This is a genomic window from Candidatus Eisenbacteria bacterium (assembly GCA_016867715.1).
Lineage (GTDB): Bacteria > Orphanbacterota > Orphanbacteria > Orphanbacterales > Orphanbacteraceae > VGIW01.
Genome location: VGIW01000021.1, coordinates 22,265 through 40,000 on the forward strand (window position 1 = coordinate 22,265; position 17,736 = coordinate 40,000).

A 17,736-nucleotide genomic window follows, 5' to 3' on the forward strand; every position below is an offset into this window, starting at 1 on the left:
CAGTAGGAAGCGCGTGCATGATCTAGGCTATGCCTCCTGCTTCGCCGCCTGCGCCTCCGTGACCACCTTCTCGGCGATCTCCTTCGGAACCTCCTCGTAGTGCGAGAACTCCCGCTCGACCCCGCCGCGCCCCTGCGTCAGCGATCGAAGATGAGTCGAGTACTTGTAGAGCTCCGAGAGGGGCACTTGCGCGCGGATCACCTGGAACGGTCCCTGCGAGTCCATCCCGAGGATCTTCCCTCGGCGCGACGAGAGGTCGCCCATCACGTCCCCCATGAACTCCTCCGGAACCGTCACCTTCACCACGTAGATCGGCTCGAGGAGCACCGGGTTCGCCTCGAGAAACCCCTTCTTGAACGCCATCGAGCCGGCGACCTTGAACGAGTTCTCCGACGAGTCGACGGCATGATAGGAGCCGTCGTAGATCGTCACGCGGAGGTCCACCACCTTGCATCCGGCGAGGACCCCCTCCTCCATCGCAGCGACGACCCCCTTCTCCACCGCGGGGATGAACTTCCCCGGAACCACCCCTCCCACGACCTCGTCGACGAACTCGAAACCGCCCCCCCGCTCCTTCGGCTCCAGCTTGAGCCACACGTCGCCGAACTGCCCGCGGCCGCCGGTTTGTTTCTTGTATCGACCTTGAACATCGGAACGACCCCGAATCGTCTCGCGATAGGGAATCCGCGGCTTCACGAGCTCGACTTCCACCCCAAAACGCTCCTTGAGGCGCCGAGCCTGAATATCGAGGTGCAGCTCGCCGAGCCCGCGGATGAGCGTCTGGCGGACATCCGGATCGTACCCGGCGTGGAAAGTCGGGTCCTCCTCCTGAAGCCGCGCGAGCCCGTTTGCGATCTTGTCCTCCTCGCCCTGGTTCTTGGCGACCACGGCGAACTCGATCACCGGCTTCGGGAAGGGGATCGGCGGAAGGAGAAACGATCCGTTCGCTTCGCACACGGTGTCCCCCGCCTTCGTCTCGCGCAGCTTCACCGCCGCGCCGAGATCTCCCGCGCTGATCCGCGGCGTATCCACTCGCTCGCGCCCCTGAAGGAAGTAGAGCTGCCCCATCCGCTCCCCCTTCCCCTTGTTCGCGTTCGCGTAGTCGCGCCCCGGCTCCAGGGTCCCCGTGAACACGCGAAAGACCGTGAGCTCGCCCATGTGCGCCTCCGAAACGGTCTTGAAGGCGAGCGCCGCGGTCTTCCCGGAGTTCCCGACCTTGCGGGTCTCTCCTTCGGCGGAAACGACCTCGGGGCGATCGAGCGGCGAGGGACCCGCCTCCGCGACGGCGTCGAGAAGGAGATCGACGCCTACGAGCTTCGCGGCGGAGACCGCGAAGGCCGGACGGAGCGTGCCCCGGGCGATCCCCGCGCGGAAACCAGTGAGCAACTCCTCCTCGGTCAGCCCCCCTCCCTCGAGGTATTTCTCGACGAGAGCGTCGTCGGTTTCCGCGATCTGCTCGATCAGCTTCTCCCGCGCGGCGGCCGCCTCGGCCGCGTGAGACGCCGGGATCTCGATCTCCGCCGCCTTCCCCGACCCGTCGCCCGCGTAACGGAATGCCTTCATACGCAAAACATCGATTACCGAAGAGAACGACTCCCCCTCGTCGATCGGGAGCGTGACGGGGACGGTGCCGGGGATGAGCGCCTCGCCGACCGATTCGACCGCTCGAGAGTAATCGGAGTGCTCCCGATCGGCTCGATTCACGACGATGAACGCCGGGAGGTTTCGCGCGCGCGCGAACTGGTAGCCTCTCTCGGTTCCGACCTCGACGCCCGACTGCGCGTCGAGGAGTAGGAGCACCGCGTCCGCGACCTGGGCAGCGGCGACGACGTCGCCGACGAAATCGGCGTACCCGGGAGTATCGATGAAGTTGATCTTGCGCTTCTTCCACTCCACGAAACCGAGGCTGCTTCGAATCGTGATCTTCCGCTTCTTCTCCTCGTCGTCGGAGTCGAAGTGGGAGGTTCCATCGTCGACCTTGCCGAGACGGCTCGCGGATTGGCCGACGAAGAGGAACGCCTCGGCGAGCGATGTCTTTCCAGAGCCCCCGTGGCCGATGAGGACCAGGTTGCGAAGGGCTTCCGTTCCGTACTCTTTCACGGCGCATCTCCTTTTGCCTGTGGCAATTACCGCAGAAAGTGAAGGTTAGCATGCCCTTCCGCGGCTGTCAACGGAAGGAGAAAAACGCGGGGAAACGAGGGACAGGGCCGTCTTCATTCGGGCGGGCGGGGGCGGGCAGGACCCGGTCGCTTCAGTCGCTCGTGACGGATTGTGAGGAGAGGCGTTTCGACATCTCCGCGGCTAGCTTTCTCGCCCCCTCCCGTTCGTCCTCTTGGAGGCGAGAGAGAAAGCGCGCCACCGCGGGACCTTGCTTTCTTCCGGCGGCCGCGAGAAGCGCGCCCACTTGGCGGCGGACCTCGGCGTCCGCGTCGTCCGCGAGACGGCGCGCGAGCCGAAGCCCCTCGAAGAGCTTCTCCGGCGCCTTCCCCCGGCCGAAGAGGGAAGCGAAGGCGGCCGGGCCGATCGCGCGAAGACGGGGATCCGGATCGGAGGACCAGGCGTCGAACGCCCGCGACCACGAGTCGACGGCCCCCTGCTCCATCGCCCGCGCGAGCGAATCCGCGGCGGCTTCCCGAACCGCGAGGAGGGGCGAGGCCGCGACGAACGCGCGAACCGTCTCCCACGCGCGTCCTTCCTTCTCCTCGTCGTCGGTCGGGAGAAGGGGCGCGAGACAGAGAGCGGCCACGACCCGGGTCTCCGGGAGATCGGTCGCCGCGAGAGCCTCGACGAACGCGCGGAGCTTCTCCGGATTCTCGGCCGCCCGCTGCAACGCCTCGGCCGCCTCTTGAAGCGGCTCGCGCGTCGTGCGAAGCCCGCTCCGCGCCGGAGACGCGGCCGGATCGGGGACGAGGAGCGGAACGAGGCCGCGCGCGGCTTCCTCCGCTCCCTCCGGCCCGGCCTCCCGGACGATCGCGCGCACCGCCTCGCGAAGCCCGTCGCGTTCCTCGCGCGTCATCTTCTTCTTCTCTCTCATGCGGGGCCCTCCGGATCGAGGGTAGCGAAGGGGCGCGCGCAGGGTCAAGGTCGGGACGGAAGAAAAGGGTTGCCGGATCGGGGCGGTTCTCCTAACCTCTCGGTGTCCAGTAGACGGATAAGGTCCCGGCCTCTTCAGGGGCGTGCATGGAAGCCATCCATCTGTCCGATTATCTCGACCCGAACTCGCTCGAGCTTTCGCTCGAAGCCGCTACGAAGAACGAGGCTCTTACGGAGCTCGTCCGGCTCCTTCCCATCGACGCGGGATCGCGCAACATCGCCCTGCAGCTCGTGAAGTCGCGCGAGGAGCTCGGCTCGACCGGCATCGGCAAGGGGATCGCCATTCCCCATGTCCGCTCGACGATCTTCCCCAGCATCATGCTCGCCTACGGACGTTCGGAGAAGGGGATCGACTTCGGCGCCGTGGACGGCCAGCCGGTTCATCATCTCTTCCTCGTCGCCTCTCCCCCGATCGAGCCGTCCAACCTCTACCATCCGATCCTCGCGCAGATCGTGCGCCTCGTGCGGCTCGCGAAGAACCGGAAGAAGCTCGCCGAGAGCGAGACGAAGGCCGAGCTTCTCAACCTGATCGACGAGCTGACCGCGGGATGAAGGAGAGAGAACGGTGAAGGAGGAACTCGAGTACCTGGTCATCCTGAACGACATTGAGCTCCTGATCGACGACCTCGGGAAGGGAACCGACGCGATCGAACGACAGCTCGGATTCGACGTGAGCCGGAGAGAACAGCTCGACGAAGCCCGCCAGCGGACGCGCGAACAGTGCAACCCCGATCTTCTCAGGCGATACGACCGGATCCGGCAGAAGTACGGGAAGGTGATCGCGCCCGTCTTCGACGGGATCTGCTACGGCTGCTTCCAGCGGCTCCCCACCCAGCTCGCCCAGGTGAATCGGAACGAGGAGATCCTCGCCTGTCCTCACTGCGGGCGCTTTCTCTACTTCATGAGGTAAAGGCCCGCGCGCGCCGCCTTTTCGATCCCGCGCGGGGAGAGCGTGTTGTGATACGATCGCGTGCGAGCCTGCGGACGGCCGTGAACGAGGAACCATGACCCGCCATCTCCCGCCCAGTCAGGTTGCGCTCCTTCGAACGCTCAAGGAAGCGGGCGGGCGCGCTCTCCTTGCGGAGATCGCCGCGCGCGCCGGCATCGACCAGTCGCAGATCGCGGCGGCCGCCGTCGATCTTCAGGCGGTTGGATGGGTGCGCGTCGAGGAGGAGCCGTACGAGGAGGTCGCGCTCCTGGACGCGGGCCGCGCGTTTCTCGATTCGGGGGAGAAGCTCCCCGAGCTTCGGATGGCGGAGACGCTTGCGCGGGAAGGTCCTCTCGTGCTCCCCGATCTGGCGGCGCGCATCGGGCTCGATCCGGCCGAGGCGGGGAAGGCTCTTCGATTCCTCTTCTCGAAGGGCCTCGCGCGAAAGCGCGGGGGCGCGCTCGAGGCGTCCGGCGAGGAGCGCGCGTCCGGGTTCGAGGATGCCGCTCTTCTCGAGAGCCTGCGCGGCGCGGAAGGGGGCGTCCTCGAGCTCGCGGCCGGCGATGCGGAGCGCCTCGAGGGCCCTCTCGCCGAGCTACGCGCGCGCGAGTTCGTCAAGGTCCGCTCCCGCGTGCGGCGTTTCGCGGAGCTGACCGAACAGGGGCGCGAGGCGGTCCAGGCGGGGATCGCGGCGAAGGAGGAGAGGAGCCTCCTCGATCCCGAGCTTCTTCGGACAGGCGCGTGGCGCGAGGCGGTCTTTCGCCCCTACGACGTGTCGCTCGACGCGGCCGAGGTCTTCCCCGCCAAGGAACATCCGATGCGGAGGATTCTCGAGGAAGCCCGCCGCGCGTTCCTCCACATGGGGTTCGAGGAGATCCGCGGCCCGCACGTCGAGAGCGCCTTCTGGGATTTCGACGCGCTCTTCCAGCCGCAGGACCATCCGGCGCGAGAGATGCAGGATACTTTCTATGTCAATCGTCCCGCGCGCTTCGAGCTCCCCGAGCGGAGCGTCGTCGAGAGGGTCCGCGCGACGCACGAGAACGGCGGGGAGACCGGCTCGATCGGGTGGCGCTACCGATGGGACGAGGAGACCGCGCGCCGGGTCGTCCTCCGCACCCATACCACCGCGGCGACCGTCGCGGCTCTCTACGAGAACCCGAAGCCCCCTCGGAAGGTCTTCCTCGTCGGGCGCGTCTTTCGGCGCGAGAAGATCGACTACAAGCATCTTCCGGAGTTCCACCAAGTGGACGGCATCATCATCGACTCGAAGGCGACCCTCTCGGCGCTCCTCGGGACGCTCGCCGAGTTCTACCGCCAGATGGGATTCCGCGATGTGAAGTTCCGCCCCGACTTCTTCCCGTACACCGAGCCGAGCGTCGGCGCGTTCGTCCGGATGCCGGGACGGGAAGGATGGTTCGAGCTCGGCGGCGCGGGGATCTTCCGGCCGGAAGTGACCCGTCCCTTTGGATGTGAAGTTCCTGTCCTCGCGTGGGGGCTCGGCCTCGAGCGCCTCGCGATGATGCGCTACGGACTCACCGACATCCGGAAGCTCTTCTGGAGCGACGTCCGCTGGCTGGAGGAGACACCGCTGTGCCGGTAGTCGCCGTCCCCACCGAACCGCTTCGCCGCCTCATCGGCGCCCCCGTGAGCGACGAGAGGCTTTGGGATCTTCTCGAACGCCTCGGGTGCGACGTGGAGGGCTTCGCGCCGATCCGCCGCTTCCGCTGCCCGGCGTGCGGGGCGGTCGTCGAGAGGGCCGAGAGGGACGAGCTTCTCGGCGCGTGCCCCCAATGCCTCACGGAGGCCGGCGGGAAACCGGAGAGATTCTGGACCGATCTCGGGACGGAGAACGCGATCCGGATGGACCTCCTCCCGGTCCGCCCGGACCTCTTCGACGCGGGAGGGCTCGCGCGCGCCCTTCGAGGGCTCCTCGGAATCGAGAAGGGGCTCGCGCGCTACGATCTCGCCCCGGCCGCGATCGAGGTGCAAGTCGACCCCGCCCTCTCCGCGGCGGAGTCGTTCCGCCCAGAGATCGCCTGCGCGGTCGTTCGCGGCGTCCGTCTCGACGACTTCGCGATCCGCGCGGTCATGAAGCTCCAGGAGGACCTCCACTGGGCGCTCGGAAGGGACCGGAAGTTCGCGTCGATCGGCGTGTACGATCTCGACTCGATCGAACCTCCGATCCGCTACCGAACGTGCAGCCCGGAGGAGATCCGGTTCATCCCCCTCGGCTCGACCGACGGAAGACCCTTGACGCCGAAACAAATCCTGGACGAGCACCCGAAGGGGATCGCCTACCGGGCGCTCCTTTCCGCGCACCGCCGCTACCCGCTTCTCGAGGACCGGAAGGGTACGGTCCTCTCGATGCCGCCGATCATCAACAGCCGGGAAACCGCGATCGGCCCCGAGACGACCGGGTTCTTCATCGACGTGACCGGGATCGAGGCGCGCCCGGTCGACAAGGCGCTCGCGGTGGTCGTGACATCGCTCGCGGAGCTCTTCCCGGGAGCGCGCGCGGAGAAGACGGCGATCGCGCGCGAGGAGGGCCGGCGCGAGACGCCGGATCTCGCCCCCTCGACCTTTCGCTTCTCCCCCCGCGGCGCGGCGAGTCGGATCGGAACGCCGATCGGCGCGGCCCGGGCGGCGCGCCTCCTCGCGAGCATGCGCCACGAAGCCGTCCGCGACGGGAACGACCTTCGCGTCTCGGTCGCCGCCTACCGAAACGACATCCTCCATGAGGTCGATCTCGTCGAGGACGTCGCGATCGCGATCGGATACGACGCGATCCCGCGCACGCTCATCCCGAGCTTCACGCTCGGCAGCGAACGCCCGGAGAGAGTGCTCGAGAGAAGAGCGCGCCGGGCGATGATCGGCCTCGGCTTCCGGGAGGCAATGAGCCTCCTCCTCACGAACGAGAAGGATCTCTACGAGAACATGCGCGAGGAGGATCCGGGCGATTCGGTCCGGACCGAGAACCCCGCATCGATCGAGCAGGCGATCGTACGGACCGCGCTCGGGCCGGGGCTCCTTCGTCTCCTCGGAAGGAACCGCGGCGCGGGGGTCGCGCACCGGCTCTTCGAGGCGGACATCGTCGTTCGCATCGAGGAAGGGAAGCCGGAACCGGTCGAGAAGCTCCACGTCGCCGCGGTGATCCAGGACCGGGCCGCCGGGTTCGCCGACATCAAGTCGGTCGCGGTCGCGCTCGGGAGGGAAATGGGACGTTCCTTTGTGTTTCAACCTTCGAAGAACCGGTTCTTCCTCGAAGGGCGCGGCGCGAACCTCATCGAGGAGGGACGTGAAGTCGGCCGCGCGGGAGAGGTTCATCCGGAGGTTCTCGAGAACTTCTCGATCCACTTCCCCGTCGCGCTCCTCGAGATCGAGCTGGACTGAACGGAGCCTTTCCCGGCGAGAAGGACGGAGAATCGGGATGGAACAACAGGCGAACGCTTCGGTCCCGTTCGACCGGGAGACGGTCGCGCGGATCGTCCGCGAGGCGGGGATCGACCTTTGCACCGCCTCGATTCGTGAGATGAACCGGATCGTGAACGAGATCGAGAAGGAGCTCGGCGTCCGGTTCATCCGGATGGAGTTCGGCATTCCGGGGCTTCCCCCCCACCCAATCGCCGTCGAGGCGGAGATCGAGGCGCTCCGCGACAAGGGGCTCGCTCAGCACTACGCTCCCTTCGACGGGGTTCCGGCGCTCAAGGAAGAAGCGTCCCGATTCGCGAAGCTCTTCATGAACCTCGACTTTCCACCGGTCGCCTGCGTGCCGACCGTCGGGGCGATGCAAGGGTGCTTCGTGAGCCTCGCGGTCGCCGGGAACGTCGATCCGGCGAAGCGGACGATCCTCTTCCTCGATCCGGGCTTCCCCGTCAACAAGCAGCAATGCCGCTTCCTCGGCCTCGAGACCGACCGGATCGACCTGTACGACCACCGGGGGGAGACGCTCGTTCGCGCCCTCGACGAACGCCTCGCGAGAGGGGACGTCGCGGCGGTCCTCTGGTCGAGCCCGAACAACCCGGCGTGGATCATCCTCTCCGAGGAGGAGCTCCGCGGGATGGCCGAGACGATGGAACGGCACCGCGCGATCGCGATCGAGGATCTCGCCTACTTCGGCATGGACTTCCGCAAGGACTACGGGAAACCGGGGAAGCCGCCCTACCAGCCGACCATCGCTCGCTACATGAATCGTTGCTTCGTGATTGTTTCAAGCTCAAAGGCGTTCAGCTACGCCGGACAACGAGTCGCCGTCACCTATATCTCCCCGAGCCTTCTCCGCGAGGAATCCCCGCATTTGGAGGCGCGCCACGGGACCCGAAAGATCGGCTACGCGTTCATTCACGGCGGGATCTACCCGATGACCGCCTGCATCGCCGAGGGGCCGCAGCACGGGCTTGCGGCGCTCTTCAAGGCGGTGAACGACGGGGCCGTCCCCTTTCTGGAAGACGTGAAGGAATACGCAAGGCGCGCCGCCGCGATGAAGAAGGCGTTTCTCTCGAACGGCTTCCGTCTCGTCTACGACAACGACCTCGGCGAGCCGCTCGCCGACGGATTCTACTTTACCCTGAGCCACCCGCGGTTCGACGAGGGATGGAAGCTCGTCGCCGAGCTCCTCCACTACGGCGTGAGCGCGATCACCCTCGCGACGGCGGGGAGCACGCGGACCGAGGGGCTCCGCGCGTGCACGTCCCTCACGACATTGGACAGGATCCCCGCGCTCGAGGAACGGCTCCGGAAGTTCCAAGAAGACCATCCGTAGTCCCGCCGCCGCGCTCCCGCCGCGCGGCGGGGGACGCTTGGACCGCCGTACCTGGTACGCGGTTCACCGAGGCGCTTTTCCCCGCCGAGAGGCCGTCCTTCGCTAACGCGTTGACAGGAAAGCAGATCTCATCTCCGATCCCCCCCGATGAGGCACTCCACCGAACGGCCTCCCCTGCCGATACGTGGAGCGGAAAGAAACGGCCGGGCGCCGCGACCGCAGAACCGCGAGCGGGCGCCGGCCGAGCGAGAGGAGGGATCCTTCGATGCTTCGTCTCTCAACGATCGTGACGTGCGTGTCGCTCGCGCTCCTCGCCTCGAGCGCCTCCGGCGTCCTTCAGGACTTCGAGGGGCCGCCGGCCGGAACCGTGGTCGCGGGCCAGGCACCGGGCGGCGGCACTGCGCCGGGGACCTTGTTCGCCGGCATCACGCTCGGCGTCGTCAACAACGGGGGCGGGCCGCACTCGCTCATCATCTTCAACTCGTCCGCGCCGACCGGAGGTGATTCCGACCTCGGCACCCCGAACGTCGACTTCGGCGGACCTGGGATCGGCGCGGGAGGCGGCGCCGGAATGCCGGGCGAGAACCGCGTCCCCTACGGGAACCTCCTCATTATCGCCGAGGACATCGTGGATGTCGCACCGGCGGACGGTCTCGTCGACGATCCCGACGACGAGATGGGCGGCGGGATCATCACGATCGACTTCCACGGACCGGTGCTCGCCGAGCGGATCGTCCTTGTCGACATCGACGAACAAGAGTCGGTGGCGATTCGGCTCTTCGACGGGGTCAACCTGGTCGCCGAGGCGAACGCGCTTCCGCTCGGGGACAACTCGGTCCAGGTGATCTCCGCTCCGGAACCAACCCGCTGCACCCGCGTGGAGATCGTCACCGACGGGAGCTTGGGGATCGGGGAAATCGAGTACCGCGAAGTGACGACCGCGACCGAGCACCGGTCGTGGGGAGATTTGAAGAAGTCGTTCCGCTAGACTAGACGCCGCGATACGAGGGGCCGATCCCGCGCGGGGAATCGGCCCCTTCTTCTTTCCCGCCCGCAACCGACCCGTGAACCGCAGCGACCGACGACACGCCGAGGGCGACGACCGCCCAGAGAAGCGTGACCACCTCGACGTCCCCGAGATTCCACTCGAAGAGGCCGTTCACGAGAAAGCCGATCCAGACCGCTAGCGCGCCGAAGAGGAGAGCGCGCGCGATCGGGGGTCCCCGCTTCGCCACGGGAAGAGCGCGGACCATCCACGCGAGAAACGCCCCAACGAGAAAGAGCCACGCGGCGAAACCGAGGATCCCCATGCTCGCGAGGATGTGGATCGGCACGCTGTGGAGGTGCGGAGGCCGTTCATCGGAACGGGGATCCCGGTATTCCTCGTAGACGCGCTCCATCCCGGCGAGCCCGACCCCGGTCCAGACATGATCGCGAAGGATCGCGAGGCCCGCCTTCCACATGAAGAGCCTCTCGCGATTCCGCGGATGGCGGAGATCGAACGAAGAGAGGGCCGTCTCCCTCGGCTTTCCGGGAACCGCGACGAAGAAGATCGCGAGAAGGACGGGGACGGCGGCGAGCCTACGGCCCGCGAAGAGGAGGAGCGTGAAGAGCCCGGCGAAGAGACCGATCCATGCCCCGCGCGTGTCGGTAAGGACGAGCGCCGCGAGAAGAACGGGGAGCGCGATCCGGGCGATCCAGGCGAGCCTCCCGCCGATCCCACGCGTGAAGAGGATCGCGGTCCCAAGGAGCCCGATCTGGAGGAGAACGCCCGCGGTCGTCATGTAGAAGCCGATGAAGCCGCCGAGACGGGTCGAGGGATCGTTGAGGTAGTAAATGATTCCGTACGCCGACGTCATGAACCCGCCGACGAGAAGCGCTCCCGCCGCATGGCGGAGCCTGGCGGGAGTTCGGAGGATCTCGGGAAGGAGAAAGACGAGCCCGATCGGAAGAAGCTTGAGGAGCTTCCAGGCGCTCGCCGCCGGTTCGCGCGCGAAGAGAACCGAAAGGACCGAGGCGATCGCCCAACAGGCGGCGGCCGCGACGAGGATCGAGCGCCGCGGCATGCGCGCACGAGGCTCTCCCCTTCGAAGCGCGAGGCGGACGAACCAGAGGAGAACGACCGCCGCGAGGGCGATCTCGGAGTACGCGACGGACGAGGGAGCGGCGAGAAAGAAGACGAGGAGAAAGAAGAAGAGGACGTTCTCGACGATTCTTCTCATCGGATCCTCTCCGCGCGTCTATCCGAAGAACACGTAGCTCACGAGGATCGCTCCAACGATCCCCGCGAGGTCGGCCGCGAGCCCGCATGCCAGGGCGTGGCGCGTCTTCCGGATCCCGACCGCCCCGAAGTAAACGGCGAGCACGTAGAAGGTCGTCTCCGTGCTCCCCTGAAGGACGCTCGAGAGCCGGCCGGCGAAGGAATCGGCCCCGTGGACTTTCATCGTCTCGATGAGCATGCCGCGCGCCCCGCTCCCCGAAAGGGGCTTCATGAGCGCCGTCGGGAGCCCGTCGACCCACCGCGTGTCGATGCGAAGAGCGGCGGAACCGGCGCGCACCGCGTCGAGAAGAAGATCGAGCGCCCCGCTCGCCCGGAGGACCCCGATCGCGACGAGCATCGCGACGAGATAGGGAATGATGCGCACCGCTACGCGAAAGCCCTCCTTGGCGCCGTCGACGAAGACCTCGTAGACCGGCACGCGCTTCCGGACCGCGGCCGCGAGGAAGACGACGATGAGCGAGAGGATCGTGCCGTTCGCGAGAAGGGCGGAGCGCGACGCGAGCATCTCCTCGTCGAGCCGCGCGAAGTAGAGGACGAGCGCGGCCACGAGCGCGGTCATCCCCCCGAGATACGCCGCGACGACGCCGCTGAGGAGGTTCCGTCTTTGGACGGCGGCGACGGCGAGAAGTCCGGTCATCGTGCTCGCGAAGGTCGCGATCAGGATCGGCACGAAGACGTCGGTCGGGTCCGCGGCGCCCATCTGCGCGCGGTAGGTGAAGATCGTCACCGGGAGGAGCGTGACCGACGAGGAGTTGATCACGAGAAAGAGGATCTGGTCGTCGCTCGCCGTGTCCTTCGCCGGGTTCAGCGCGTGCATCTCGTTCATCGCCTTGAGGCCGATCGGCGTCGCGGCGTTGTCGAGGCCGAGCACGTTCGCCGCCATGTTCATCACGATCGACCCTTCCGCCGGGTGCCCCGCCGGGATCGACGGGAAGAGCCGCCGAAAGAGAGGGCGGAAGAGACGGGCGAGCGCGTCCACCGATCCGCCCGCCTCTCCCAGGCGGAGAATCCCGAGCCAAAGACACAGGATGCCGGTGAGCCCGAGCGCGATCTCGAACGCGGTCTTTGCCATGTCGAAGGTTGATGCAACAACGTCCTGAAAGACCGCGGTGTTGCCGAAGACGAGCGCCTGCGCGAGACACGCCGCGAACCCGACGAAGAAGAATGCGGCCCAGATCCGGTTCAGCATCGAGGCCTCCGGGGGGAAGGATAGGGAACGGTCCGGCGAATGTCACCGGAGAATGCGGGGCGCCCGCCGCGGAGTCGTGGCGGCTCGAACCGGGAAGTGCTAGCCTGCGGAGACGGGAAGCGGCCGCACGATTCGGAAGGGAGCCGGAGGAACGATGAGAAGGGCGCTCCGGGCCACGGCGATCCTCCTCGCCGCCTGCGCGTTCGCCTGCGCGGGGCTGGACGGACGGCCCGAGACGAGACTCCCGCGCGCGGCGATCGAGACGGAGCTCGGGCGGCTCGTGGTCGAGATCGACGCGGGGCGCGCACCGGTGACCGCGGGGAACTTCCTCCGCTACGTCGACGAGGGGCGCTTCGAGAGCGCTTCGTTCTACCGGACCGTCACGTCGTCGAACCAGCCGAAGAACGAGGTCAAGATCGAGGTGATACAGGGGGGGATCGGGTGGGTGGAGAGCGAGCGGCGCCTCCCGCCGATCCCGCACGAGACGACCGAGGCTACCGGCCTCCGGCACCTCGACGGCGTCCTTTCGATGGCCCGCTCCGAGCCGGGGAGCGCGACCTCCGAGTTCTTCATCTGCGTCGGAGACCAGCCGGAGCTCGACCTCGGGGGGCGCCGGAACCCAGACGGGCAGGGGTTCGCCGCGTTCGGCCGCGTCGTCGAGGGGATGGACGTCGTTCGCGCGATCCACGCCCTCCCCGAGAAGGACCAGATGCTCGACCCCCCAGTCCCGATCCCCTCGATCGCGAGGGTTCGCTAGCCCCATCCTCCGGGCTCGCGATCCGCGTTATCCCGGTGACGATCCGCCGAGGGCTCAGGAGGTCCGCATGCGCGCACTCAATCAGGGGAAGATCCCCATACTCCTCGTCTTCATCCTCGCGCAGGCGTTCTACATCTGCACTCTGGCTCCTACGGTCCTCTGGGGGGACGACGCGATGTACCAGCGCCGAGCGGCCGAGTTCGACGTTCGCAACGACAATCCTTGGGATCACCCTGTGTGGGTTCTCCCGGCAGCTCTTTTCGCGCGGATACCCGTGGGCGATCCCGCCTTTCGCACCAATCTCTTCACGTCCGTTTGCGCCGCTCTCGCCGTCGCGTTCACGTTCGGTCTTGTCAGGCGTCACACTTCCTCCGTCGGGGCGGGAATCCTCGGAGCGGGCGCCCTCGGAGTGAGTCACTGTTTCTGGACTCACGCGGTAAGGACCGAGGTCTACTCCCTGAACCTCTTCGCTCTCGCACTCGGTCTTTTCCTGATCACGCATCCGGACTGGGGGGGGGGAGTAGCCGCCGCGGGCCTCGCGTTGGGAGCCGCCGTGGCGAACCACGTGATGATGCTGATCGTCTTGCCCGCGTTCTTGATCATCGGGATCGACCGGGTCGTCCGAAGGGAGATCCGGTTCACGGAGGGAATCGGGGGACTCCTCGTGTTCGCCCTTTCCCTCTCCGCCGCTCGCCTGCTGCTTCCGCCGACCTACTCCCTCGACGTTCGCGCAATTCACTTCCTGCCGAAACCCGAGGCGATCCCCGGCGCCATCAAGACATTCCTCGTCTACCTCCTTCTCCAGTTCCCGACCCCCCTCCTGCTCCTTGCGCCTCTCGGAATGGGCGCAGATCGAGGCAGCCGGTCCCTCGGGGTCGCACTCCTCACGGTGTTCGTGTTCAATCTCCTCATCGCCCTCGGGCATGACGTTCCCGACAAGTACGTGTTCTACAATCTGAGCTACTACGTCGCGGCGGTCTGGATCGGCATGGGAAGCATGCGCGCGGTCCGCTGGGTGGGTAACCGGCGCCGCACGCGCGCCGGGCGCCTATGGATCCTCGTCGCCAGTTGCGCCTTGCTCCTCCCGATCGGCACCTACTACGCGGCGCCGAGACTATTGACGACCCTGGGAGTATCCGGCCGACGCCTCGGGATCCGCGAGATTCCGTATCGACCGGCGCTCACGTTCTTTCTCTGGCCGTCCAAGAGCGGCTACCGCGGCGCGCGGACGTTTGCCGAAGAGTGGCTCGCCCAGATGCCGAGGGGAGCGGTCTTAATCGCCGATCACACGGTGGCGCAGCCGCTCGGGTACCTCCAGAGAGTGGAGAAGACCCGGGAGGATGTCGAGGTCGTGGAGCTCCGGGTTGACGAGCAGGTCGAGTATGCGCTCCGGACCGCTCCGGTGCGGCGCGTGTTTCTCGCGCTCACGGAGCCGTACTACGACATCCACGGGTTGGAGGAGCATTTCGACATCGTCCGCCACGGCCCGGCATACGAGCTCGTACCGCGCGCGAAAGGCGCAGGTCAGACGGATCCCGAGTAGGTGCCCGGGTCAGGAGAGGGAGCCCCGAGCATCTCGGGAGAAGAAGCGGGGGCCCTTCTTTCGAAGAACCCCCGCAGGATGAATTCCCGGCGGCGTCCTACTCTTCCGCAAAGTTACCGAAGCAGTACCATCGGCGCTGGAGGGCTTAACTACCGTGTTCGGAATGGGAACGGGTGTGACCCCTCCGCTATTGCCGCCGAGAAATTCTTTCAAAGATCAACCGATAGCGATCGATGATAAGGCGCCTTCTCCCGAAGGATACAGTTCGATAATTTAAGGATCAAGCCTCACGGCCGATTAGTACCAGTCGGCTGAACGACTTACATCGCTTACACCTCTGGCCTATCAACCTCGTAGTCTACGAGGGGCCTTTAGGTACCTTACGGTACGGGATATCTCATCTTGGGGTGGGCTTCGCGCTTAGATGCTTTCAGCGCTTATCCCTTCCGAACATAGCTACCCAGCTATGCCGCTGGCGCGACAACTGGTGCACTAGAGGTTCGTCCAACAGGGTCCTCTCGTACTGGAGTCAGCTCCCCTCAGATATCCTGCGCCCACGACGGATAGGGACCGAACTGTCTCACGACGTTCTAAACCCAGCTCGCGTACCGCTTTAATTGGCGAACAGCCAAACCCTTGGGACCTGCTTCAGCCCCAGGATGCGATGAGCCGACATCGAGGTGCCAAACCTCCCCGTCGATGTGAACTCTCGGGGGAGATCAGCCTGTTATCCCCGGCGTACCTTTTATCCGTTGAGCGACGGCCCTTCCATACGGAACCGCCGGATCACTAAGTCCTGGTTTCCCACCTGTTCGACTTGTAGGTCTCGCAGTCAAGCTCCCTTATGCCTTTACACTCGACGCGCGATTGCCGACCGCGCTGAGGGAACCTTTGAGCGCCTCCGTTACATTTTGGGAGGCGACCGCCCCAGTCAAACCGCCCGCCTGACAATGTCCCTGCGCCGGATAACGGCGCGAGGTTAGGATTTCAACCAAGCAAGGGTGGTATTTCAAGGTTGGCTCCACCGAGACTAGCGTCCCGGTTTCAACGCCTCCCACCTATCCTACACATGATTAGCCAAAACCCAATGCCAGGGTACAGTAAAGGTGCACGGGGTCTTTCCGTCCTGTCGCGGGTAGACGGTATCTTCACCGCCACTGCAATTTCACCGAGTCCCTTGTTGAGACAGCGCCCAAGTCGTTACACCATTCGTGCAGGTCGGAACTTCACGTTTATCCACGGTTTCCCGTGGCGCAGACTATACCTTCACCTGGTTGTCAGGGAGTTGAGAATCTCCCTACCGGAATACTTCCGCTTGCCGGAGGAGTTCATTCGCATCGCCAGATCGACGATCACTTCGAATCCTTCTCGTGTCTTGTGTTTCTTCTCATGGATGAGAAGGCACACTCGCTCGAAGCACCGAACGTCGTCCTGCTTGCGGGACAACAACGGGAACATCCGAAAACGCGGCAGCACTTTGTCCACCAAGTCACGAATGTTCCGAACTTCGAACTTGAGAGTACGATCCGAACGATCCGGCCGAATGAAGCCGCATTCCCATCTTTGCTGAATGACATAGAGGAGTTCCGCTCGATCGCCGTTCTGGCTGATCGAGAAGCTTGGTCTCACTTCCCAGCCGAGCCTGTGTCTCAAGCTCGGTTGGAAGGAAACGCAGAAGCATCCTTCTCCATCTACGAATCCAGAAATGTAGGAATCGACATCCATCGTACAAGAACCAGGGCCGGCGTGTTATGGAGCCCGAACGCCCCATCCAGGCTTCTCACACCTGAGTCGTTACGGGGATCACCACCGGTGATCTTACCCTCGGTATTGCCCGCGGCACCCTGCTGTGCCGGGAGGGTTCTACCGATTTGAGCCGGTTTTCTCGAGCAGGATCGCTCCTGCTTCGGGCAATGCTACTTACCCGACAAGGAATTTCGCTCGGTCACTCCTCTCCGTTTCTGAAGAGGCCGGACTTTATCTTGACGATCCACGATTCATCTGCGCGGCGATTCGCCGGATCTCCTCGATCCCTTTCGCCGTCAGGTGATCCCCATCCGCCATCCTGAGCAGGATTCGGCGGAACTTCATGAAGTCCACCCGTTTCCTGGTCTTGAGCGGATGCCTTTCGAAGAACGGGATCACACGCTCCACGAGATGCGTTCGGCTTCTAACGCGAAAGGCCATTCGGTCTCCGTGGTTCGTGCGAACCACGCCACAACCGAAAAACGCCTTGAGCGCGTGAAGAACCTGCACATCGCGCTTGTGTTGGACCACGGTGAATTCGGGAAGAACTTGGAAGCCCGCCGTCATCTCCGGATGGCGATTGACGGCGACGTGAAAGCATCCTTCCCCGTCCACGAAGCCCACGATCCACTGAGCATCTAGATTCATCGGAACCGTCCCGAACGTGAAGTCTCTGAGGGTTCCCTGAACATCAGGGCCTTCCCTGCGGATTGTCCCCATGTCCGTCGGATTGTGACTGCCGGCTTGCTGCCGGCGAGTACCGAGCGGCTGTCGAGGAGTTTCCCGCATATGGTTCGGTTTTACTAAGGCTCGCGAAAGTCAACCTTAGGACCGTTATAGTTACGGCCGCCGTTTACTGGGGCTTCGATTCAGAGCTTCGCCTTGCGGCTAACCCCTCCTCTTAACCTTCCAGCACCGGGCAGGTGTCAGCCCCTATACGTCGTCTGTACGACTTGGCAGAGACCTGTGTTTTTAGTAAACAGTCGCCCAGGCCGTTTCACTGCGACCCCAGCCAGCTTTGCGGAGCAAGTCCGCTGACCAGCCGAGGCACTCCTTCTCCCGAAGTTACGGAGTCATTTTGCCTAGTTCCTTAACAAGGGTTCTCTCGAGCACCTGAGGATACTCTCCTCACCCACCTGTGTCGGTTTCCGGTACGGTCGACAACATTGCTCCCTTAGAGGTTTTTCTCGGCAGTCAGCTTACGACCAGTTTGTGTCCCTAAGGGACTCCCCATCACCTCTCGGAGTTGCCCTCCCGGATTTTCCTAGGAGGACCTCCTACGGGCTTAGACCGGGACATCCGACACCCGGCTGGCCTTCACTCCTGCGTCACCCCATCGGTCGAACGCTCTGTCATCGGTACGGGGATCTTAACCCGTTTCCCATCGCCTACGCCTTTCGGCCTCGGCTTAGGGGCCGACTTCCCCTGAGCGGATTAACC

12 protein-coding genes and 2 rRNA genes (1 of these 14 running past the window's edge) are annotated in these 17,736 nt (G+C 65.2%); 8 read left to right on the forward strand and 6 right to left on the reverse strand.

Annotated elements, in window-relative coordinates:
• Positions 1-27: 27 nt before the first annotated feature.
• Together fusA and FJY73_05955 are read right to left on the reverse strand one after the other, a co-directional pair.
• A complete protein-coding gene (gene fusA, locus FJY73_05950) occupies positions 28-2,100 on the reverse strand; it encodes an elongation factor G (protein MBM3320205.1) in 2,073 nt (690 codons plus the stop codon).
• A gap of 151 nt (positions 2,101-2,251) precedes the next feature.
• A complete protein-coding gene (locus FJY73_05955) occupies positions 2,252-3,034 on the reverse strand; it encodes a DNA alkylation repair protein (GenBank protein MBM3320206.1) in 783 nt (260 codons plus the stop codon).
• Positions 3,035-3,180: 146 nt separating this feature from the next.
• Between FJY73_05955 and FJY73_05960 the strand changes: the two genes are divergently transcribed.
• The 6 genes from FJY73_05960 to FJY73_05985 all read left to right on the forward strand — a co-directional run bounded on the left by FJY73_05960 (position 3,181) and on the right by FJY73_05985 (position 9,768).
• On the forward strand, positions 3,181-3,645 hold the full coding sequence (locus tag FJY73_05960) for a PTS sugar transporter subunit IIA (protein MBM3320207.1): 465 nt from the start codon (positions 3,181-3,183) through the stop codon (positions 3,643-3,645).
• A gap of 13 nt (positions 3,646-3,658) precedes the next feature.
• Positions 3,659-4,003 carry a hypothetical protein gene (locus FJY73_05965; GenBank protein MBM3320208.1) on the forward strand — a complete coding sequence of 115 codons (345 nt, stop codon included), beginning with the start codon at positions 3,659-3,661 and terminating at the stop codon, positions 4,001-4,003.
• Positions 4,004-4,097: 94 nt separating this feature from the next.
• Positions 4,098-5,621 (forward strand): phenylalanine--tRNA ligase subunit alpha, encoded by a 1,524-nt coding sequence (locus tag FJY73_05970; GenBank protein ID MBM3320209.1) that lies wholly within the window; start codon positions 4,098-4,100, stop codon positions 5,619-5,621.
• A complete protein-coding gene (locus tag FJY73_05975; GenBank protein MBM3320210.1) occupies positions 5,612-7,411 on the forward strand; it encodes a phenylalanine--tRNA ligase subunit beta in 1,800 nt (599 codons plus the stop codon). The genes FJY73_05970 and FJY73_05975 overlap by 10 nt, the downstream gene beginning before the upstream one ends.
• Before the next feature lie 37 nt (positions 7,412-7,448).
• Positions 7,449-8,780 carry a pyridoxal phosphate-dependent aminotransferase gene (locus FJY73_05980; protein MBM3320211.1) on the forward strand — a complete coding sequence of 444 codons (1,332 nt, stop codon included), beginning with the start codon at positions 7,449-7,451 and terminating at the stop codon, positions 8,778-8,780.
• 265 nt (positions 8,781-9,045) lie between these two features.
• Complete coding sequence (locus tag FJY73_05985) at positions 9,046-9,768, forward strand: hypothetical protein (GenBank protein ID MBM3320212.1); 723 nt, start codon at positions 9,046-9,048, stop codon at positions 9,766-9,768.
• 1 nt (position 9,769) lies between these two features.
• Here the strand turns inward: FJY73_05985 and FJY73_05990 are convergent, their stop codons facing one another.
• On the reverse strand, positions 9,770-11,002 hold the full coding sequence (locus FJY73_05990; protein MBM3320213.1) for an O-antigen ligase family protein: 1,233 nt from the start codon (positions 11,000-11,002) through the stop codon (positions 9,770-9,772).
• A gap of 18 nt (positions 11,003-11,020) precedes the next feature.
• Positions 11,021-12,250 carry a spore maturation protein gene (locus FJY73_05995; protein ID MBM3320214.1) on the reverse strand — a complete coding sequence of 410 codons (1,230 nt, stop codon included), beginning with the start codon at positions 12,248-12,250 and terminating at the stop codon, positions 11,021-11,023.
• 154 nt (positions 12,251-12,404) lie between these two features.
• Here FJY73_05995 and FJY73_06000 point away from each other — a divergent pair, with 154 nt between their 5' ends.
• Entirely contained in the window at positions 12,405-13,007 is a 603-nt protein-coding gene (locus tag FJY73_06000; GenBank protein MBM3320215.1) for a peptidylprolyl isomerase, read from the forward strand.
• A gap of 67 nt (positions 13,008-13,074) precedes the next feature.
• A complete protein-coding gene (locus tag FJY73_06005) occupies positions 13,075-14,550 on the forward strand; it encodes a DUF2723 domain-containing protein (protein ID MBM3320216.1) in 1,476 nt (491 codons plus the stop codon).
• 84 nt (positions 14,551-14,634) lie between these two features.
• Here the strand turns inward: FJY73_06005 and rrf are convergent.
• Positions 14,635-14,751 (reverse strand): 5S ribosomal RNA (rrf, locus tag FJY73_06010).
• A gap of 75 nt (positions 14,752-14,826) precedes the next feature.
• A 23S ribosomal RNA gene (locus FJY73_06015) occupies positions 14,827-17,736 on the reverse strand; it runs 1,457 nt beyond the window's last position.